This is a genomic window from Roseovarius sp. (assembly GCF_040219995.1).
Classification (GTDB): domain Bacteria; phylum Pseudomonadota; class Alphaproteobacteria; order Rhodobacterales; family Rhodobacteraceae; genus Roseovarius.
Genome location: NZ_JAVJUC010000034.1, coordinates 1 through 21242 on the forward strand (window position 1 = coordinate 1; position 21242 = coordinate 21242).

Below are 21242 nucleotides of genomic sequence, written 5' to 3' on the forward strand. Positions count from 1 at the left end.
GTTCCGGGGTTGAGCCCCGGGATTTCACCCCCAACTTTCTGATCCGCCTACGTGCGCTTTACGCCCAGTAATTCCGAACAACGCTAACCCCCTCCGTATTACCGCGGCTGCTGGCACGGAGTTAGCCGGGGTTTCTTTACCTGCTACTGTCATTATCATCACAGGCGAAAGAGCTTTACGACCCTAAGGCCTTCGTCACTCACGCGGCATGGCTAGATCAGGCTTGCGCCCATTGTCTAAGATTCCCCACTGCTGCCTCCCGTAGGAGTCTGGGCCGTGTCTCAGTCCCAGTGTGGCTGATCATCCTCTAAAACCAGCTATGGATCGTAGGCTTGGTAGGCCATTACCCCACCAACTACCTAATCCAACGCGGGCCGATCCTCCTCCGATAAATCTTTCCCCCGAAGGGCGTATGCGGTATTACTCACCGTTTCCAGTGGCTATTCCGCAGAAGAGGGTACGTTCCCACGCGTTACTCACCCGTCCGCCGCTAGACCCGAAGGTCTCGCTCGACTTGCATGTGTTAGGCCTGCCGCCAGCGTTCGTTCTGAGCCAGGATCAAACTCTCAAGTTGAAAACCGGTTACCCGGTTATCCTTGACGTCGAACCTCTGCACATCTTCAATGCACTACCGCTTCGCTACTTGAGTGCGAATAAATCCACCCACAAGCGCTCCGCAATATGGTCGACCCGGCTAAGGAAACGACCGCATTGAAAGTCATCTGTCTGATGTACATCGTCTCCAAAGAAACGAAGTCCATACAAGACAGTGAAGCTGACACTACATCATCGGGCCGAAACCCTAGTAGCGTTGATATACAGACGTTGATCCATCGACTGAACCAAACCGCCCACATATCTCTTCAGATACCAATTTTTCAAAGAGCGTCGAAGCAAAACCAACCGGAAGCGCCAAACTACCTAGCGCAACCCGCCAATCATACCTCAGATATTTCTACCGCGTCCCTTCCCAAGACATCCGCCCCAGTCCGTTCCGCGTCCCAGCAACACCTCAGCGCCGCCGGTGAAGGGGCTTTTACGGTTACCCCCAAAGAGTCGCAAGAGGTTTTTTTCACAAAACTGCAATTTTCTTCATCTCGCCGGATTTTTCCTCGAGAAGCCCGGTTTTCGCGCAGGCGACCGCGGGCACCCCTTGACCCTCCAGTGACTGGAAGGACTATCTGATAGGGAAATACGCAAGGAGAAGTCATGTCCGGCGATACCACATTGAGAATCGAGGTTCAGGGAATGAACTGTGCGGCCTGTGCCGGGCGGGCCGAACGCGCGCTCGGCGCGCTGCCCGGTCTCCACGATGTTTCGGTCAATTTCGCCAATGGTCGGGCAAGCATGGTGGTGCAGGGCGCGCAGGCCAGCGACGTGGCCGAGGCCCTAGAGGCCGCCAATTACCCGGCGCGCGAGGAAAGCGTGACCCTGAGCGTCTCGGGCATGAGTTGTGCCTCCTGTATCAATAAGGTCGAGGCCGCTCTCAAAGCCCTTCCTGCCGTGCTCGAGGCTCGCACCAATCTGGCCAATGAAACCGCACAGGTCCGCTTCCTGCCCGGCGGCACCGATGCCGCAGATCTGGCGCGCAGGCTGACCGAGGCGGGCTATCCCGCACGGGTGCAGGACGAGGAGGGCGAGGATCGGGCCGCCCGGCGCGCCGAAGAGATCGACCAAGCCCGCAGGCAGGTCTGGATCGCGGGGCTGCTGACCCTGCCGGTCTTCGTGCTGGAAATGGGTAGCCATGTCATCCCGGGTGTTCATGGGCTGATCGCCGGGACCATTGGCATGGGCACCTCCTGGCTGGTGCAATTCGTGCTGACCACGGCTGTGCTCATCTGGCCGGGGCGGCAATTCTATCGGTTGGGCGTGCCTGCATTGCTCAAGGGCGCGCCGGACATGAACAGCCTCGTGGCGCTCGGCGCAAGCGCCGCCTGGGCCTATTCCACCGTCGCGCTCTTTGCCCCCGCGCTGCTGCCCGAGGGCACGCGCGCGGTCTATTTCGAGGCAGCGGCGGTGATCGTCACGCTGATCCTGACGGGCCGCTGGCTCGAGGCGCGGGCCAAGGGGCGCACCGGGGCCGCGATTCAGCGCCTGATCGGGTTGCAGCCCAAGACCGCGCGGGTCGAACGCAACGGCGAGGTCCGTGATCTTGCCATCGAGGAGGTCGCAGTCGGCGATCTGCTCCACCTGCGCCCCGGAGAACAGGTGGCCATCGACGGCGAGGTGACCGAGGGCAGCTCCTATATCGACGAATCGATGATCACCGGAGAGCCCGCCCCGGTGGCCAAGCAGCCCGGCGACACGGTCGTGGGCGGCACGATCAACAGCGATGGCGCGCTCAGCTTTCGCGCCACCGCCGTGGGGCGCGACACGGTGCTGGCGCGGATCGTCGCGATGGTAGAAGAGGCGCAGGGCGCGAAACTGCCGGTGCAGGCGCTGGCCGACCGGGTGGTGCGCGTCTTCGTGCCTATCGTCATCGCGGTGGCACTGGTGACGGTGGCGGTCTGGCTGATGGTCGGCCCCGCCCCGGCGCTCACCCATGCGCTGGTCGCCGGGGTTTCGGTGCTGATCATCGCCTGCCCCTGCGCCATGGGGCTCGCCACCCCCACCTCGATCATGGTGGGCACCGGGCGCGCCGCCGAAACCGGCGTGCTCTTTCGCAAGGGCGAGGCGCTGCAACGGCTCGACGAGGCGCGCGTCGTGGCCTTCGACAAGACCGGCACGCTCACCCAAGGCAAGCCCGCCGTCACGCAGATCACGGTGAGCGATAGCTGGGACGAGGCGGCGGTGCTGCGCCTTGCGGCGGCGGCGCAGGGCAAATCCGAGCACCCGATCGCGCGCGCGATGGAAGATGCCGCCACGCAGCAGGAGCTGGACCTGCCCAAGGTGCAGAGCTTCAAGGCCATCGCCGGTCACGGGATCGAGGCCGCGGTCGACGGCCATAGCCTGCTGATCGGCGCGGCCCGCCTGATGACCCGCGAAGGGATCGAAATCGGCGCGCTTGAGATGGCAGCGCAGGATCTGGCCGATAAAGGCCAAACCGCGATTCACGTCGCCATCGACGGGCAGCACGCTGCCGTTCTGGGCATCGCCGATGCGGCCAAATCCTCCAGCCTGGCGGTGATCGAGGCCCTGCATTGGCGCGGCCTCAGGACAGCGATGATCACCGGCGACAGCAGTGCGACGGCGCAGGCCATCGCCGATGAGCTTGGCATCGACCATGTCGAGGCCGAGGTGCTGCCCGAGGGCAAGGTCGATGCGGTGCGCCGCCTGCAGGACCGCTTTGGCGCCACCGCCTTCGTCGGCGACGGGATCAATGACGCACCGGCCCTTGCACAGGCCGATATCGGCATCGCCGTGGGCACCGGCACAGATGTCGCCATCGAATCGGCGGATGTGGTGCTGATGTCCGGCGATCCGGCCGGGGTGGTCAACGCGCTCGACCTGTCGCATCGCACCCTGCGCAACATCCGGCAAAACCTCTTTTGGGCCTTTGCCTACAACACGGCGCTCATCCCGGTGGCGGCGGGGCTGCTCTACCCGGTGACCGGGCTCATGCTCTCGCCGATGCTGGCGGCGGGGGCGATGGCGCTCTCCTCGGTCTTTGTCCTGTCGAACGCGCTGCGCCTGCGCGGAGTGCGCCCTGCGATGGAGGCAAGCACATGAATATCTCGGACGTGGCCCGCGACACCGGCCTGCCGCCCAAGACGATCCGCTATTACGAAGAAATCGGCCTGATCCGCCCGCTGCGCAGCGAGAACGGCTATCGCGTATTCCGTGACAGCGATGTCCACAAGCTGGCCTTTCTCGGCCGCGCCCGCACGCTCGGCTTTTCCATAGAGGATTGCCGCACGCTTCTGGCACTCTACGAGGATCAGGACCGCGCGAGCGCCGACGTCAAGCAGGTGGCGCAGGACCATCTGGACAAGATCGAGGACAAGATCGCGCAGCTGCAATCCATGCAGGCCACTCTGAAGCATCTGGTCAGGGAATGTGCAGGCGACAACCGGCCCGATTGCCCGATCCTGAGCGATCTGGCCAGGGGCTGAGACCCGGAGGCGCTGTCCCCAGACCCCCGGGATATTTAAAGCCAGAAGAAACATGATGGGTTTCTTCTTGGTGAAAATACTCAAATCCCCTCACTCGCCGTAGGCAAGCCCCTCACGGCGGGGATCGGCCCCGCCTTGCAGGGTCTCGCCAATCTCGATCATGTGCAGCCCCGAGGTCAGATCGCGCACCGTCACCTCGTAGCCCATGTCCCGCAGCGGCGCGGCAAGACGCGGCTCTTCCAGATCATAGGGCCCGAAGCGATTGACCAGATGCGGCAGGGCCACAGCCTCCTGCACATCCATCCCCCAATCGGCCCAGGCGATGATGGTCTTGGCCACGTAGCCGATGATCATGCTTCCCCCCGGACTGCCCAGAACCAGCACCGGCGCGCCATCGCGGCGCAGGATCGTGGGCGCCATGGAGGAGCGCGGGCGCTTGCCCGGCTCCACCCGGTTCGCAATCGGACGCCCCTCGTCATGGCTGGCAAAAGAGAAATCCGTCAGCTCGTTGTTGAGCAGAAACCCCCGCACCATGAGCCGCGAGCCGAACCCGTTCTCGATGGTCGTGGTCATGCTGAGCGCATTGCCATAGCCATCCACAATCGAGATATGCGAGGTCGACGGCAGCTCGATGGATTGGTCGTCACCCCGGTTCAGCGCGTGATCGAACTCCGGCCTGCCCGGCGTGACCTGCGGCAGGGCATCGTCCCCCCGCAACAACTCCGAGCGCGATTTCAGGTAATCCGGGGCCAGCAGCCCCTTGAGCGGCACCGGCACGAAATCGCTGTCGGCCAGATAGCGCCCCCGGTCGGCAAAGGCCAGACGGCTGGCATCGCCAATCAGCCGCCACGCCTCCGGATCGTCAGGCCCCAGCCCCGCCAGATCGAACGGCGAGAGCAGCCCGAGGGTCTGCCCCACCGTCGACGCGCCTGACGAGGGCGGGCCCATGCCGCAAACCTCGAACAGCCGGTAGGGCGCGCAGAGCGCGGGCCGCTCCTTTACCCTGTAAACTGCCAGATCGGTTTCGCTCAGCACGCCCGGATTGCCCGGCGCACCCTGCACCGTGGCGACGATATCCGCCGCGATCTCACCGGTATAAAAGGCGCGCGGGCCGTGCTCTGCGAGGGTGCGCAAAGTCTCGGCATAGGCCGGGTTGCGCAACCGGTCCCCCACGGCAAGCGGCTCTCCACCCGGCAGGAAATAGGCGCGCGTTGCCGGGAACCGTGCAAGCCGCTCTGCATCGCCCGCCACCAGCGAGGCCAGGCGCGGGCTGACCGGAAATCCGTCCTCGGCCAGCCGGATCGCATCAGCAAAAAGCACTGGCCAAGCGGCCCGCCCCCACCTTTCATGCGTCGCTTTCAATAGCGCGGGCGTGCCCGGCGTGCCCACTGAACGCCCGCCCACGACCGCGTCGAAAAACTCCAGCGGCTGCCCCGCCGCGTCCTGAAAAAGGGTCGGCGTGGCCTCCAGCGGCGCGGTCTCGCGCCCGTCAAGCGTGGTGATCTCGCCGCTCGCCCCGTCATGCCAGACCAGAAACGCACCGCCCCCCAGTCCCGAGCTTTGCGGCTCCACCAGCCCCAGCACCGCCTGCACCGCCACCATCGCATCGGCCGCCGTGCCGCCCGCGCGCAGCACCTTCGCGCCCGCCTCGACCGCCAGCGGATGTGCCGCCGCGATCATCCAGTTTTCCGCCTCGACCGGTCGCCCTGCATCCTTGGACGCCTGCGCGCCCGCCAGCAGACCGGGCACCTGCAAGGCCCCTGCCCCGGCCCCTTCCGGCGCGACGGTATCCGCCGCTTGCTGCGCGTGAACCGGAGTGCATAGACCAATCCCCAAGGCCAGAAGCAGCGCGCGCATGTGCCAAACCCTCCTACAGCGGATCGGTGCGCCAGAGCGTCACCTTGAGCCCACCATGCGCCACCGGCGGCCCGGCTGGCAAGAACGGCAAGCCGGTGGTTTTCGCGAGGCCCCCATCGCTGGTCACAAGACCCACGCGCCAACCCGTCATCTCGCGCCTCAGAACTTCTCCAAGGCTGGCATAGAGGCCGAAGAGCAGCTTGCGATTGCCGATCCGCGCGCCGTAAGGCGGGTTGATCATCACCAGCCCCGGCGGGCCTTCGGGCCGGGTGAGCGCCGAAATCGGCTGACAGGCAAATTGCGTGATCTCCCCCACCCCGGCGCGGGCGGCATTCTGGGTCGCCATGCGCACGGCCCCTGCATCGCGGTCAAATCCGTAAAACCGCAGCGGCGTCTCGCGCGGCGCAGAACCGCGTTGCATCGCCGCCCAGGCCTGCGCGTCGAACCCCGCCAAGTCCTCGAAGGCAAAGCGCCGCGCGCGGCCGGGCCGCAGCCCTGTCGCGATTTCCGCCGCCTCGATCGGAAAGGTGCCCGAACCGCACATCGGATCAAGCACCGGCTCGGACCCGTCATAGCCGCATTGCCGCAGAAAAAGTGCGGCCAGCGTCTCACGCATCGGGGCCTTGCCCACGGCCTCCTTATAACCGCGCCGATGCAGGGGCTCGCCGGAGGTATCAACGCTGAACGTCACCAGGTCATCCTCGATCCGGGCCATCAGCCGCAATGCCGCATCGTCGCGCACCTCCACCCCGAGCACGTCGGTGAGAGCGCCGGTGATCCGCTGCGTCGCCGCCCCGGCGTGGTAGATCTTGGACTTGCGGCAGGTCACCTCGACCCGCAACGGCACATCGGCGCGCAGATGCGCGGCCCAGTCGAACTTGCGCGCCCGCTTGTCGAGTTGGGCAAGGTGAAACGCCCGAAACGACCCGATCCGCGCCAGCACCCGCCCGGCCCCGCGCAACTCCAGATTGGCGCGCCAGACATCGGGCCATGTGCCCATGAAACTGACCCCGCCGGGCAGAACGGTAACGGGGCCAAACCCGGCCTCGCGCGCCTCTTCGGCAAGGGCGGTTTCATGCCCCGGCGGGGCGGCGAGGAAGATCTCGAAGGGGTCCGCGTGGCTCAATGCAGAATCACAGCATCGCCGGCACGACCTGATCGGGCGGGCGGTGGCCGTCGTCAAAGGTCTTGATATTGATGATCACCTTCTCGCCCATCTCGATGCGGCCCTCGACGGTGGCCGACCCCATATGCGGCAGAAGCACCACGTTCTTGAGCTCCCGCAGGCGCGGGTTGATCTCGGCCCCGTGCTCATAGACATCGAGGCCCGCCCCAGAGATTTCTCCGGCGCGCAGCATCCGCGTGAGCGCGTTCTCGTCGATCACCTCGCCCCGGCTCGTGTTCACGATCACCGCATCGGGCTTCATCAGTTTCAGCCGCCGCGCGTTCATCAGGTGAAAGGTCGACGGCGTATGCGGACAATTGATGCTCAGCACATCCATCCGCGCCACCATCTGATCGAGGCTCTCCCAGTAGGTGGCCTCCAGTTCCTGCTCGATCTCGGGGCGCAAGCGGCGCCGGTTATGGTAATGCACCTGCATGCCAAAGGCCGCCGCGCGCAGCGCCACCGCCTGGCCGATCCGACCCATGCCGAGAATTCCCAGACGCCGCCCTGCGACCCGCCCGCCCAGAAGCGCCGTGGGCGACCAGCCCTGCCAGTCCCCCGATTGCATCCGCGCCAACCCCTCGGGCAGGCGGCGGGTGACGCTCAGGATCAGCGCCATGGTCATGTCGGCGGTGTCATCGGTCAGCACACCGGGCGTGTTCGACACAAGAATACCGTGCTGCCGCGCGGTATTGACATCGATATGATCCACCCCCGCGCCGTAATTGGCGATCAGCTTCAGCCGGTCGCTCGCCTGCGCGATCAGCCCCGCATCGATCCGGTCCGAGAGCGTCGGCACGATCACATCGGCCTCGCGCATGGCGCGGGCAAGCTCTTCGCGGCTCATTGGCGCGTCATCCTCACGCAGCGCCACATCGAACAATTCGCGCATCCGCGTTTCGACCGGCTCGGGCAGGCGTCGCGTCACGACAACACTCAGGCGGGCAGATGGCATGAAACGCCTCCTCAAGCTTTCATTTCTTGCGCGTTGCTGCCAGAGTGGCTCAGGAAAGAGCGAGGCACAAGAACCCGCTTGCAGTTTAACGGGCAGAAATCGAATGGCAGTGATGAAATCACGTGGCTTGGCGGCGCTTGCGCTGGTGTTCTGGCCGTTTTTTGCCGACGCTTCGGATCGCGGCCCGGTGACCAACCTGCCGCTTCCACGCTATGTTTCGCTGAAGGCCTCCGAGGCCAATGTGCGGCGCGGCCCCAGCCTGACGCACCGGATCGACTGGGTGTTCAAGCGTCGCGACATGCCGCTGATGATCACCGCCGAATACGGCCACTGGCGGCGCGTACAGGATCGCGACGGCGCAGGCGGATGGGTGCATTACACGCTATTGTCCGGCGTGCGCACCGCCATCATCGAGGCCGAGATGCTCGACGTGATGGTCCGCCCCGAACCCGGCGCACTGGTGGTGGCCCGGCTGGAACAGGGGGTCATCGCCCGCCTCTCCGAATGCGGCCCGGACTGGTGCGAAATCTCCGCCGATGGCTATGACGGCTGGGCCCCCAAATCAGCGCTCTGGGGCGTCGAGCCGGATGAAACGCTGGATTGAGTCAATCCCTCCTGCGGGGCCGCCATATTTTTTACTTTCCGCTCTTGAACCGCACGAAGGTCCAGAGTAATTAGCGCGGCACGTTGGGGTGTAGCCAAGTGGTAAGGCAGCGGTTTTTGGTACCGTGTACCGTAGGTTCGAATCCTACCACCCCAGCCAAAACCTCCCTGAATACATAACTTTCAACTACTTGGGAGCGAATTGATTTCTCCTTCCGGATCAGTTTATGAGGTCACACAACCATCTCATTTTGCGCTTTTGCTCGGCCGACGAGTCGATATGAGCAGATAACGCGCAGCGACCGCGAGAAGGCGCTTTAGTTGTTGGCTCGGGCTCGACCCGCAAATAGACACCATGATCTGCCGCGCGATATGACGCATAATCAGCGTCGCCGTCACCTGACCATCACAAGACAAACGCGTAAACCACCAACCAGAGCGACAGCATGACCCCGCACAGCAGGGTATAGACGCCGTTCCAGATCCAACCGACGCGCAGCGCGCTGATGCCGCCAAAGGAGCCGATCAGCAGTGTCGTCGCCGTGAAAGGCGAACTGGCCCCGCTCAAGGCCCAGCCGGCGGCCAGCGCCACGACAATCGCGGTGGGCGTCACCCCAAGGCTTGCAGCACCGGGGATAAGCGGCGCAAGCAGCGTTACGGCCAGGATCGGGTTCATGCCGAGTTGTCCAGCGAGCGGAATGAGCCAGACAAAGCTCACAAGGAGAAGCCAGGGCGGCAGCACCGACAGATCGAGCCCGGCGCGCTGCATCAGCGGCCCGAGCAGGGCCGAACCGACAGTGCCGATATATCCCGCCATCATCAGCAGCGTGAGCTCTTCGCGATAGCCCGGCAGTTCCTTGGTCACATAATCACCGGCCCGGCGCACCACCGACCGCACCGGCGCCCGCGCCCAATGCTGGATCAGCATCCATACGAGGGCTATCACCGGCACGATGACCACCACCAGCCCGACGATCCGCACATCGGTGATCGCCGACAGGCCGATCACACTGATCACCAGCACCCCGAGCAACGCCAAGAGCGGCAGCATGAGTGCCCAGGACCCCTCGGGCTCTTGGCGCCGCGGGGTCACGCTCAGTTTTGGCTTGAAGGCGGTGTCGAGTCCCCAGCCGATCCCGGCCAGCAGCGCCGAAGAGACCAGCCCCGGCACCATCGCCTGGGCCCAACTTGTCCCAGGCACCACACTGACCGAGATCGCCATGGCGAAGGACAGCGGCGACCAGGGCAGGGTCGATACGAAAGCGCGTTGAATCGCCAGAAGCATCCGCCGAATACGGTGTCCGCGCACCTCGGCATCGGGCTCGGTCTCGGCATTGGCCAGCGCCAAAGCGCCCAAGAGCTGGATCGCCCCGTAATTGAGCAGCAACGCAAAGCCCTGACCGCCTACCGTCAGCGCCGCATAGCGCCGACCGGGCCGTTGGCCCGATAAAAACCGCCCCGCTGCCTGAACCGCGGCCGAGGTCTGTGCGACATTGCGCAGGGTTGAGAGCGCCGAAAAGAAAGCCACGATGAATGCCGCAGAGCGCAGCCCGTCGAGCGCCACCTCCCGCCATCCCGGCGCGCTGAATGCGAGCGCCACGGTCAGGCCGAACGCCACCGCGACAAAGGCCTTTCGTGACAGCCGAACTTGGGCTGCGAGAGTGGCAACGAGCAGCAGCACAAGCACAGGTTTCGCCGGAGCCATCCATGCTGCGATATGCCATTCGTGAAAGATGACCAGACAGGTGATCGCGACCAGCAGGATGCCGGTAAGGAGATCGACCCGATTGCGTGTTTGCCTGACCAATTCCAAGATCCCGCCGATTTCACGCTCTTGTGCCTGCTGAAGCGCCGGGCGGCAAGTGCACCGACGCATGGAGTCGGGAGCCATGCCTTGGCGGACCGGCGGATCGCTGACATATGCCTAACGGCTTGTAGAATCGGCACACGTCCAGTCATCGTCCGCCTATGTGTGGACGTTTCATAGACCCCAACCTGCGCGGCACCGAGTTCGAGTTCGCCGAAATCAAGATCACGCCCTTCAAGCGACGGTTCAACATCAAGCCGACGCAGGAGGTCTACGTCCTCCTGGACAAAGAGCTGACCTGCGCCCGGTGGGGCCTGATCCCAAGCTGGCACAGGGGTGATCTGAAAGACTGGCGCGCCAGCACGATCAACGCGCGGATCGAGGAGGCCGCGTCCAAGCCCAGCTTTCGCGGCGCATGGCGCTATGGCCGCTGCCTGATCCCGGCGGGCGGCTACTACGAGTGGACCGGCAGCAAGAGCCCCAAGCAGCCGCATTTCTTCGCCAGCGCCGGCAACGAGGAGACGCTGTGGTTCGCGGGGCTGCTGTCGGTCTGGAACGACCTGCGCACCTGCGTGATCCTGACGCGTGCAGCGAATGACACCGTCGCGCCGGTCCATGACCGCATGCCGGTGATCCTCGACAGCGCGGGGCGTGACGACTGGCTGACCGGGAGTGACCGGACCGACCTTGGTGCCGCCTACCGCGTCAGGCATCACCCGGTCGCGCGGTTCGGTATCGCGGATGAGGGGGCTGCACTGATCGAGCCATAGATGAACCTAACCAGCTACGCCACAGACATACATCATGCCTCCGTCGTGTTCGAGATGGATCTTGACGCCCATGTCCAAGACCCTTCCAGCCTTACCGCGCGAAACAGCACGCGTTGCAAAAAATGACGGCCGGCCGCCGGTCAGGCACCGGTGTCACGCAACTCCCGGTCCAGCGCCACGGAAGACGAGGCCCGCGCGCGCGTCAGCCCGCTCAGCAGAGCATAGGCGGCAGGCGTCAGGAACAACGTGAATATCGCGGCCATGCCCAGCCCGCCCACGATCACCCAACCGATCGAGGCCCGCGCCTCAGCCCCCGGCCCGGTCCCGAGAATGAGCGGCAGACCGGCCATCACCGTGCAAATAAGCGTCATCGCGATCGGTCGCAGCCGCGCGAGCGCCGCCTCATAGGCCGCATCCATCACCTCGCGCCCGTCGTCGCGCAGCTGATTGGCGAACTCGACCAACAGGATGCCGTTCTTGGCCATCACCCCGATCAGCATCAGCACGCCGATCTGGCTGTAGATATTGATCGTCGTGCCCGTCAGCAGCAGCGCGTAAATCGCGGCACAGACGCCGAACGGCACCGTCGTCATCACCACCAGCGCGCTGGTCAGGCTCTCGAACTGCGCTAGCAGCACGAGGAACACCACCAAAAGGGCGATCACATAGGTCGCGGTCAGCGCCGAGGAGGTTTCGTCCAGGGACGCTGCCTCGCCAAGAAAGATGAGGCCAATGCCAGCAGGCAACCGCTCCTGTCCCATCGCGCGCACCTCGTCGATCACCTCGCGCAGCGTCACATCGGGCGACACCGAGGCGTCGATCTCGATGGCGCGACGCTGCTCATGCCGGTCCAACTCCGCCGCGACACCGCGCTCGTTCAGTGTCACAATCTGGCTCAAAGGCACCAGATCCCCCGCATCCGAGCGGATGTTGAGGTTCATCAGATCGACCGGATCGCGCACCGCCCCCTGTGACGATTGCAGAAAGATCGGCACCGCCTCGTCGTCGATGGTCAGTTCCGCCACCTCGTCCTCATCGATCAGCGCGCGCAACGTGCCCGACAGCGTCGCCATCGGCACCCGCAGGTCCGAGGCGCGCTGCCGGTCGACCCCGATGCTCAGCTGCGGCTGCGTTGCCTGATATTGCACGCGGATGCCCGAGACGCCTGTCAGCTCTTCCATATCCCGCGCGAAAGCGTCGGCGGCCTCGGCGATCTGCGGATAGTTCGGCCCTGTGAGCGCGATGCTCAGGCCGCCGCCCGATCCGCCGCGCAGCCCGAGGCTGTTGCCGCTTCGGATGCGCGGGCGCGCGCCGGGCAGGGCGTCAAGCTCATCGCTGATCTCCGCCTCGATATCCGCCTGCGACACATCCCGCTCCTGCCACGGCACCAGCCGAACGCCGATGCTGCCGCGGTTGAGGTCATAGCGCCCGGTGATCGAATAGAGGCTCTGCGCGACGCCCTGCTCGACATAGGGCCGCAGCATGTCCTCGACCTTCACCACCTGCCGGTCGGTATAATCAAGCCCGGTGCCGTCCGGCCCCTGCACCCAGACCGAAACCATGCCACGATCCTCGGGCGGCACCAGTTCCTCGCCCAGACGCTCATAGACCAGCACAGCGCCGCCTGCGATGAGCGTCGCCCCCATCAGCGTCACCAGCGGCGCGCGGATCATCGGGCGGATGAGCGCGCCGTAAAGCGCTGCCAGCCGAGTTCCCAACCCGCCAAAGACGCCGCCACCGCGCCCCAACCCCTCCGACAGCGAGGCCAGCATCGGGCACATGGTCAGCGCGACAAAGGACGAGATCGCCACCGTCACCGCCAGCACGAAACCGAATTCGGTGAACAACCGCCCGGCATCGCTCGGCAGGAAGGAAATCGGCACAAAGACCGCGATCAGCGTCACCGTAGTGGCGATCACCGCGAAAAACACCTGCCCCGATCCCAGAACGGCGGCGGCGCGGCGGCCCATCCCCTCCTGCCGCCGACGCTGGATATTCTCGGTCACGACGATGGCATCATCCACCACCAGCCCGGTCGCCAGCACCAGCGCCAGCAGCGTGATCAGGTTGATCGAGAACCCCATCAGGTAAATCCCCGCGACCGATCCCACCAAGGCAATCGGGATGGTCACGGCAGGGATGAGCGTGGCCCCAAGGCGGCCGAAAAACACCCAGATCACCGCAATCACGATCACCAGCGCCACGCCAAGCGTCTTGAGCACCTCGGAAATCGCGCCCTTGATGAACACCGCATCATCGCTGGTGACGGCAAAGCCGAGATCGGGAAACCGCTGTTTCAGCCGCTCGATCGCGCTGCTCACCTCGTCGGAGATGCGCACTGTATTGGACTGCGCCTGCCGCACGATCCCGAGGCTGACCACCTGCCGCCCATCAAGCCGCGCAACGCTGTCGGGCGTGGCAAGTCCGAAATAGACCTCGGCCACATCCCCCAGCCGCACCCGGTCATTGAGCAGCAACTCCTCGATGCGCGCAGGCTCGGCCACCGTGGCATCGGCGCGCACCAGCACCTCCAGCGGTCCCGAGGAAAAACTGCCCACCGGCACGTCGAACTGCGCCGCGCGCAAAACCTCCGCAACCTCGCCAATCGAAAGGCCAAAGGCCGCCAGCCGGTCCGGCTTGACCTCGACCCGCAAGACCCGCTGCCGATCCCCGAACAAGACCACCTCGGCCACGCCATCGACGGCGGTGAACTCGGTGGCGATGGCATCCTCGACCAGCCGGGTCAATTCCCCGATGGACCGTGCGTCACTCCAGACCGCGACATCGACGACCGGATCGGCATCCTCCTCGGATTTCACCACGAACAGATCCTCGACCCCGTCGGGAAGCCGCGTCTCGACCCGGCTCACCGCCTCACGCACGTCATTGGCGGCATTGGCCAGATCGCGATCCGAGCTGAACTCCACCCGCATCCGGAAATTGCCCTCTTCCGAAGAGGTGCGCACCGCCTCGACCCCGGCCACCCGCGCCACAGCGCCCTCGACCAGTGAGGCCACTTCGGCATCGACCGTGGTCGGCGACGCACCGGGATAATTGGCACGCACCGAGACGATGGGCCGGTCCACATCGGGCAATTCCCGCACCTCGATGCCAAACAGCGCGCCAATGCCCGCGATCACGATCAGAAGGCTCATCACCGCCGCCAGCCAGGGCCGCCGCACGCTCAGATCGGAAATGCCACGCCCGCCCATGCTCATGAGCGGACCGCGTCGGGATCGTTGAGCACATTGACCGCGATACCGGGACGCAGGCGTTGCGTGCCCTCGACGATGATCCGCTCCCCCTCGGTCAATGGCCCGTCGACGATCACCTGACCGTCGCGGCGGCGCACCAGTTCCACCCGAACGGGCTCTGCCGTGCCGTCCGAGACGCGCCAGACCTGCAACGCCCCGCGGGAAAATTGCAGCGCCAGTTCCGGCACCGCCGGATAGCTCTTGCCGGGCAGGTCCAGCCGGATCGAGAACGACGCGCCGGGCCGCAGCAGATCGCCCGCGTTGTCGATTGCGGCGCGCACCCGCGCGGTGCGGGTGTCGGTCTCGACGCGACTGTCGATCGCCATCACCTCGCCGTCAAAGCGGCGCCCCTCCACCGCCGGGGTCTGCGCGCTGACCTTCAGACCGATCCGCACCCGGCTCAGCAACGCTTCGGGCAGATCGAACTCCACCAGAATGCGGCTACGGTCATCATAACTGGAGATCGCGTCATCGGCGACGATCCGGTCACCCTCCTCGACGCTTGCCAGCCCCGACACCCCGTCAAAGGGCGCGCGCAATGTGCGATCCTCCAGATCGGCGCGAGCCTGCTCGACAGCAATCTGCGCCACCTTGAAATCGGTCTCGGCCTCCTCAAAGCGCGCGGTGGCGGCGGCACCGGTATCCTGCAACGCGCGGTAGCGATTGCGCTCGGATGTCGCGCGCTCCAGCCGTGCCTCGGCCAGCGCCAGTGCCAGCCGCTCGTCCGTGTCGCGCAGCTGCATCAGCACGTCGCCCGTCGAAAACTGCCCGCCCGGCGTGATCGCCAGATCGGTGATCTCGCCACTCGCAGGGGCCCGCAACGTGACCGACCGCAGCGCAAAGCCGGTGCCGATGGCCGAAAAGCTCAGGTCATCCCGCATGGTCTGCACCTCGGCGGCGATCACGGGCACACCAGGATCTTGCGCTTCTCGCCCGGCTTGCTGCACGGGGTCCGTCCCACGCGCACTAATCGCGGCGCTCAACTCGGCGCGATACTGCCACGCCAAGCCTGCCCCCACGATCAGGACGGCGCACATGACAACCTGTTTCAAGACGCTCGTTTTCTTCACCGGTGCTCATCCAACCACGTTTCGACAGTAAGAAAGTAGCGCGCAACAAGGCAAGGTCACGCCTCCCCTGGCTATTGGAACAGATCCAGGTCGCAAGGCCCTCGCATGTGACGCGAGTGAAACCATCACACCGACCGGTGACCGCATTCTGGCGATCCTTGACGATGCAGAGCGCGAAGAGTGGCTGTCAGAAAGCGACCCGATCAACATAGGTGGTGCATATCATATCCGGCACACCCAGTCATGAAGGTTGGAAACGTGGATTAGTGGAGCCTGTTTCTGAATGCGATCGACGTTTCTTCAGGCAATAGGCACATCGCAACATTGGATCGGGCGCGATAGACCCATCGTCAGCTCTGCCGGGTTTCCACACGTCGCGATTTCTGTCCGCTGCACTACGCATTCATTCCAGCGAAAGTTTCGGCACACGTTCTTATTGAGCCCTTTCAAGTCAATATACACAAACAATCTCTTATGCTTTCACTTGGGAATTGTCATACCCGACTTTTTCCATTAGGAATTCGGATAACTCCGGCTTGGAGCAAATGAAAGGCACGACAGTCATGACAGTGTCCGACATGAAGCGGCCCCTTGATCTGCGCCACGAGATCCTGAATGCGGCTCTCGATGGGGCGGAATGGTCCGACCAGTGCATGGAGCCCCTGCTTGACTGTCTCACCGAGACCGAGGAGCGCCATCCGAGCGCCCATTCCAGAAATGAAATGACCCGAAGGACACGCTCATGACCCGCCTCTTCCTGACCACCACCTCGCTCTGCCTCTCGCTTGCCGGCGCCGCTGCGGCGCAGGGCGCGGGCGAGGTGCTCGACCATTACGCCGATATCGCCGCCGCCAAGTACGAGGACAGCCTGATCACCGCCCGCGCGCTGCAAGACGCGGTCGATACGCTGATCGAAAACCCCTCGGCCGAACATCTGACCGAGGCGCGCGCCGCCTGGCTGCGCGCCCGCGTGCCCTATCAGCAGACCGAGGTCTATCGCTTCGGCAACCCGATCGTCGATGACTGGGAAGGCAAGGTAAACGCCTGGCCGCTCGACGAGGGGCTGATCGACTACGTGGACGGGGCCTATGGCGGACCCACCGACGCCAACCAGCTGGCCGCGCTCAACGTCATCGCCAACCCCAGCTTCACCCTCTCGGGGCAGGAGATCGACGCGAGCGAGATCACCCCCGCGCTGCTCGAGGACACGCTGCACGAGGCCGACGGGATCGAGGCCAATGTCGCCACCGGCTATCACGCCATCGAGTTCCTGCTCTGGGGGCAGGATCTGAACGGCCACGACGCGGGCGCGGGCAACCGGCCCTGGACCGATTACGCAGGCGGCGACGCCTGCACCCATGACAATTGCGACCGGCGGGCCGAGTATCTCAAGGCCGCGACCGACCTGCTGGTCTCGGATCTCGAATGGATGGTCGCGCAATGGCAGGAGGGCGGCGACGCCCGCGCCAACGTGACCGCCGACGAGAACGCGGGCCTGACCGCGATCCTGACCGGCATGGGCAGCCTCTCCTATGGCGAGCAGGCGGGCGAGCGGATGCGGCTCGGCCTCATGCTCAACGACCCCGAGGAAGAGCATGACTGCTTTGCCGACAACACCCATAACAGCCACTATTACGACGGGCTGGGCATCCGCAACGTCTATCACGGCGATTACATGCGGATCGACGGCACCATGGTCTCGGGCCCCTCGCTTGCCGATCTGGTGGCGGGCACGGATCCTGCGCTCGATGCCGAGATGCGCGCGCGGCTCGACGCGACGATGACGGCGCTCGGCCGGATCAAGACCGCCGCCGAGGCGGGCTTTGCCTATGACATGATGCTCGAGCGCGGCAACGACGCGGGCGAGGCGCTGGTCATGGGCGGGGTCGATGCGTTGATCGCGCAGACCCGCTCCATCGAGCGTGTGATCGCGGCGCTCGATCTGGACGGGGTGACGATCGAGGACTCGGACAGCCTCGACGATCCGTCGGCCGTGTTCCAGTAACCGGCCCTTACAGGCGCGGCCTGCGTGCCGCGCCCCCTGCTTCGGGATTGCCATGAAGACCGCTATTTTCACATCGCTGCCGCTCGCGGCACTTCTGGCCCTCGGGCCGCAGACCCATGCCGGTCAGGACGCGGACCGTTGGCCTGCCCTCTCCGACATTCACCTAGATGCCATCCCGCGCACCGAGGCCGAGCGCGCGCGCGTTGACGCCGTCACCGCCCCGCCCGACGATTTTTCGGAGGCTTGGCCCTTTGAGGAGAACTCCGGCGGTGCCCAGACCGTGCGCCCGCGCGCCACTGCGGATGCGTTCTCGCAGCCCGCCGCCAATCTCACCTTCGAACAAGAGCTGGATTTCCGCGTCGGCAACGGCATGTTCCGGCGCGTCTGGGTCTCGGCCCCCGCCTCGACGCTGGCCTCCGACGGGCTCGGCCCGCTCTACAACGCGCGCTCCTGTCAGCGCTGCCACCTCAAGGACGGGCGCGGCCACCCGCCCGAAGGCCCCGACGACAGCGCCGTGTCGATGTTCCTGCGCGTCTCGATCCCGGTGCCCGAGCCGTCCGAGATCGCCACCTATATCGAGGGCACCCATCCCACCGCACCCGATCCCACCTATGGCACGCAATTGCAGGATTTCAGCCTGCCGGGCCATGCGCCCGAATACCGTCTCGACGTGAGCTACGAGAAAATCGAGGTGCCGCTCTCGGGCGGCGAGGTGGCGCATCTGCGCGCGCCGACCTACCGCGCTGCCGATCTTGGCTACGGCCCGCTGCATCCGGACGCCATGCTCAGCCCCCGCATCGCGCCGCAGATGATCGGCATGGGGCTGCTGGAGGCGATCCCGACCGAGGACATCTTGGCATGGGCAGATCCCGACGACGCGAACCGCGACGGAATTTCGGGGCGGCCGCAGATCCTGTGGTCCGACGTCTATGAGCAACCCATGCTGGGCCGCTTCGGGCTCAAGGCGGGCAATCCGACGGTGCTGGAGCAGACGGCAAGCGCCTTTGCCGGCGATATCGGCATATCCAACCCGATCCACCCGGCGGGTTCGGGCGAATGCACCGACGCGCAGACCGACTGCCGCGCCGCCATTCACGGCAACGACCCCGAGCAGGGCGGGTTCGAGATCGACCAGGACGCGCTCGACCTTGTCGCCTTCTACAGCCGCACCCTCGCCGTGCCCGCCCGCCGCGACGTGGGTGACCCCCAAGTGCTGCGCGGGCGCGAGGTGTTCCATGACACCGGCTGCGCCGCCTGCCACCAGCCCAACTTCGTGACCCACCGGCTCGAGGGCGACAACCCCGCCTCGTTCCAGCTTATCTGGCCCTATACCGACCTGCTGCTGCACGACATGGGCGAGGGGCTGGCCGACAACCGCCCCGAGGGGCGCGCCTCGGGACGCGAATGGCGCACCGCCCCACTCTGGGGGATCGGGCTGACCGAGACGGTCTCAGGCCATAGCTATTTCCTGCATGACGGGCGCGCCCGGTCGCTGCTGGAGGCGGTGCTCTGGCACGGTGGCGAAGCGCAGGCGGCCCGTGATACCGTGGTCGCGATGCCGCCCGAAGACCGCGCCGCCCTGATCCGTTTTCTGGAAAGCCTCTGACATGCGCCTTGCCCTTGCTCTCACACTCTGTCTTGCCCTGCCCGCCCATGCCGGGGTGGACAAGGCGCTCGATACCCACATCCTCCCGGGGTTCGAGCGGTTCGCAGAGCGGGCGGACAGGCTCTCCGATGCGGCGGATGAGGATTGTCGCGCCGCCAACCTGCGCCCAGATTTCCACGCCGCCTTTGACGCCTCGATGACCGTGGGCGACCTGCGGCTGGGGCCGTCGGAGACCGGCGCGCTCTCGGTCGTCTTCTGGCCCGATCCGCGCGGCTTCACGCAGCGCACGCTCACGCGGTTGATCGCCGAGAAAGACCCGATCGCCCACGCGCCCGAAGACTACCCGGAGGTCTCCATCGCGGCGCGCGGCCTCTTCGCGCTGGAGATGCTGCTCTATGACCCGGCGTTCATGACCTATGACGAGGGCAGCTACACCTGCGCCCTTGTCACCACCATCGCCACCGATCTGGAGGCACAGGCGCGCGCGCTTTACTCGGCGTGGAATGACCATTTCGCACCCCTACTGCGCGAGGCAGGCGCACCCGGCAACGCCACCTTCCTGAGCGAGGACGAGGCGCTGCGCGCGCTCTACACGCAGGTGCTGAGCGCGCTGGAATTCACCGCAAACAAACGGCTCGGCCTGCCGATGGGCACGTTTGAGCGCCCCCGCCCGGCGCTGGCCGAAGCCCGCCGCTCGGGCCGCAGCCTGCGACAGGTGCGGCTGGCGGCGGGGGCCGCGCATGGTCTGGCCACCGCGCTCGCCGATTGGGACTTGCCCCAGAGCGACGCCGCGCTGGCGCGGATCGAGGCGGCAGCCGACACCATAGAAAACCCCGCCTTTCAGGACATCACCGATCCGCAGGCGCGGCCGCGGATCGAGGTGCTGCAACAGGCGGTCAACGACCTGCATGACGCCATCGCCGCAGAGATCGGCACCCGTCTCGGCATCGCGCCGGGCTTCAACGCGCAGGACGGGGATTGAGTCGATGACCACGCGCCGCGCCTTTCTCGCCTCGCTTCTGGCCACCGGGGCCACGCCGCATCTCGGCTGGGCAGCGGCAGGAAACCCCGCCTATCTCGCCGCCGCGCGTGACACCGCAGGCGGCTTTGCGCTGCACGGGCTGGACGGCGACGGTCACAGTCTTTTCGCCATCCCCCTGCCCGCGCGCGGCCACGCCGGCGCAGGCCACCCAACCCGCGCCGAGGCCGTGGCCTTCGCCCGCCGTCCCGGCACCTTCGCGCTGGTGATCGACTGCGTGACGGGACAGGTGCGGCATCGTCTGAGCCCGCCCAAGGGGCGGCAATTCAACGGTCACGGATGCTATGCGAGGGACGGGGCGCGGCTCTATACCGCCGAACAGGAGAGCGCAACGAGCGCCGGGCGGATCGGCGTCTGGGATGTGGCGGCGGGCTACCGGCGCATCGGCGATTTTCCCTCGGGCGGGATCGGCCCGCACGAGATCCGCCTGATGTCCGACGGGGCCACGCTGGCGGTCGCGAATGGCGGCATCGCCACCGACTTCACGGATCGGCGCAAACTCAACATCAAAACGATGCGCCCCAATCTCAGCTATCTCGACCTTTCGGGCGATCTGCTGGAGCAGGTGGAACTCGCCCCCGACCTACACCAGAACTCCATCCGCCACCTGGCCCTGCGCGCCGACGGGCTCCTGGCCTTCGCCATGCAGTGGGAAGGCGCCGACGGCGCGGCACCACCGCTCCTCGGCCTGCACCGGCGCGGCACCGATCCCGTGCTGGCCGAGGCCCCGCTGGCCGCCGAACTCGCCATGCAGGGCTATGCCGGCAGCGTCGCCTTCAGCGGCGACGGGGCGCAAGTGGCCATCACCTCGCCGCGCGGCGGGCGCCTGCACCGCTTCTCACCCAACGGTCGCTTCCTCGGCGCGGTCTCGCGTGCCGATGTCTGCGGGCTCGCGTCGCGCGCGGACGGTTTTCTCCTCAGCGACGGTCTGGGCGGGCTGCTCGCATTCGACGGGACCCACCCTGAACCGCTGTCACAAGGATCAATGGCATGGGACAATCACATCGTCTCGCTGTCTTGAAACCGATTGGGCGAGACCGCAATTTGAGGCGTGCTGAC

General features: G+C 65.7%; 15 protein-coding genes, 1 tRNA gene and 1 rRNA gene. 10 read left to right on the top strand and 7 right to left on the bottom strand.

Translation table 11 applies throughout. The annotated features are described in order from the left end of the window. Positions 1-574 (bottom strand): 16S ribosomal RNA (locus RID11_RS14310); the annotation flags it as partial. Between the two features lie 635 nt (positions 575-1209). On the opposite strand from RID11_RS14310, the gene RID11_RS14315 reads away from it, so the two are divergent. Both RID11_RS14315 and cueR read left to right on the top strand, forming a co-directional pair. Then, the gene (locus tag RID11_RS14315; RefSeq protein WP_350140347.1) at positions 1210-3669 is read left to right on the top strand and encodes a heavy metal translocating P-type ATPase; all 2460 of its coding nucleotides are present in this window, start codon (positions 1210-1212) and stop codon (positions 3667-3669) included. Then, complete coding sequence (gene cueR, locus RID11_RS14320) at positions 3666-4052, top strand: Cu(I)-responsive transcriptional regulator (RefSeq protein ID WP_350140349.1); 387 nt, start codon at positions 3666-3668, stop codon at positions 4050-4052. The genes RID11_RS14315 and cueR overlap by 4 nt, the downstream gene beginning before the upstream one ends. Before the next feature lie 90 nt (positions 4053-4142). Here cueR and ggt read toward each other — a convergent pair whose 3' ends face one another. The 3 genes from ggt to RID11_RS14335 are packed head-to-tail and all read right to left on the bottom strand — an operon-like array spanning position 4143 to position 8029. After that, positions 4143-5909, bottom strand: coding sequence for a gamma-glutamyltransferase (gene ggt, locus RID11_RS14325; protein ID WP_350140351.1), 1767 nt, complete (start codon positions 5907-5909; stop codon positions 4143-4145). A 13-nt stretch (positions 5910-5922) separates the two neighbouring features. Then, entirely contained in the window at positions 5923-7035 is a 1113-nt protein-coding gene (locus tag RID11_RS14330; protein WP_350140353.1) for a THUMP domain-containing class I SAM-dependent RNA methyltransferase, read from the bottom strand. 7 nt (positions 7036-7042) lie between these two features. Next, entirely contained in the window at positions 7043-8029 is a 987-nt protein-coding gene (locus RID11_RS14335) for a 2-hydroxyacid dehydrogenase (RefSeq protein WP_350140355.1), read from the bottom strand. A gap of 112 nt (positions 8030-8141) precedes the next feature. Here RID11_RS14335 and RID11_RS14340 point away from each other — a divergent pair, with 112 nt between their 5' ends. Both RID11_RS14340 and RID11_RS14345 read left to right on the top strand, forming a co-directional pair. Next, on the top strand, positions 8142-8633 hold the full coding sequence (locus RID11_RS14340) for an SH3 domain-containing protein (RefSeq protein ID WP_350140357.1): 492 nt from the start codon (positions 8142-8144) through the stop codon (positions 8631-8633). Between the two features lie 84 nt (positions 8634-8717). After that, a tRNA-Gln gene (locus RID11_RS14345) sits at positions 8718-8792 on the top strand. Positions 8793-9038: 246 nt separating this feature from the next. Here the strand turns inward: RID11_RS14345 and RID11_RS14350 are convergent. Continuing rightward, entirely contained in the window at positions 9039-10439 is a 1401-nt protein-coding gene (locus RID11_RS14350) for a hypothetical protein (RefSeq protein WP_350140359.1), read from the bottom strand. 161 nt (positions 10440-10600) lie between these two features. On the opposite strand from RID11_RS14350, the gene RID11_RS14355 reads away from it, so the two are divergent. Then, complete coding sequence (locus tag RID11_RS14355; protein WP_350140361.1) at positions 10601-11209, top strand: SOS response-associated peptidase; 609 nt, start codon at positions 10601-10603, stop codon at positions 11207-11209. A gap of 140 nt (positions 11210-11349) precedes the next feature. Here RID11_RS14355 and RID11_RS14360 read toward each other — a convergent pair whose 3' ends face one another. Both RID11_RS14360 and RID11_RS14365 read right to left on the bottom strand, forming a co-directional pair. Next, positions 11350-14421 (bottom strand): efflux RND transporter permease subunit, encoded by a 3072-nt coding sequence (locus tag RID11_RS14360; RefSeq protein ID WP_350140363.1) that lies wholly within the window; start codon positions 14419-14421, stop codon positions 11350-11352. Positions 14422-14423: 2 nt separating this feature from the next. Continuing rightward, a complete protein-coding gene (locus RID11_RS14365; protein WP_350140365.1) occupies positions 14424-15515 on the bottom strand; it encodes an efflux RND transporter periplasmic adaptor subunit in 1092 nt (363 codons plus the stop codon). A 581-nt stretch (positions 15516-16096) separates the two neighbouring features. Between RID11_RS14365 and RID11_RS14370 the strand changes: the two genes are divergently transcribed. From RID11_RS14370 to RID11_RS14390, 5 genes are read left to right on the top strand one after another with little or no spacing between them, the layout of a single operon-like run. After that, on the top strand, positions 16097-16279 hold the full coding sequence (locus RID11_RS14370; protein WP_350140367.1) for a hypothetical protein: 183 nt from the start codon (positions 16097-16099) through the stop codon (positions 16277-16279). After that, on the top strand, positions 16276-17538 hold the full coding sequence (locus RID11_RS14375; protein WP_350140369.1) for an imelysin family protein: 1263 nt from the start codon (positions 16276-16278) through the stop codon (positions 17536-17538). The genes RID11_RS14370 and RID11_RS14375 overlap by 4 nt, the downstream gene beginning before the upstream one ends. 52 nt (positions 17539-17590) lie before the next feature. Continuing rightward, positions 17591-19144, top strand: coding sequence for a di-heme oxidoreductase family protein (locus RID11_RS14380; protein WP_350140371.1), 1554 nt, complete (start codon positions 17591-17593; stop codon positions 19142-19144). Position 19145: 1 nt separating this feature from the next. Further along, the gene (locus RID11_RS14385) at positions 19146-20126 is read left to right on the top strand and encodes an imelysin family protein (RefSeq protein ID WP_350140373.1); all 981 of its coding nucleotides are present in this window, start codon (positions 19146-19148) and stop codon (positions 20124-20126) included. A 4-nt stretch (positions 20127-20130) separates the two neighbouring features. Beyond that, positions 20131-21204, top strand: a complete 1074-nt coding sequence (locus RID11_RS14390) for a DUF1513 domain-containing protein (RefSeq protein ID WP_350140375.1) — start codon at positions 20131-20133, stop codon at positions 21202-21204. Positions 21205-21242: the final 38 nt, after the last annotated feature.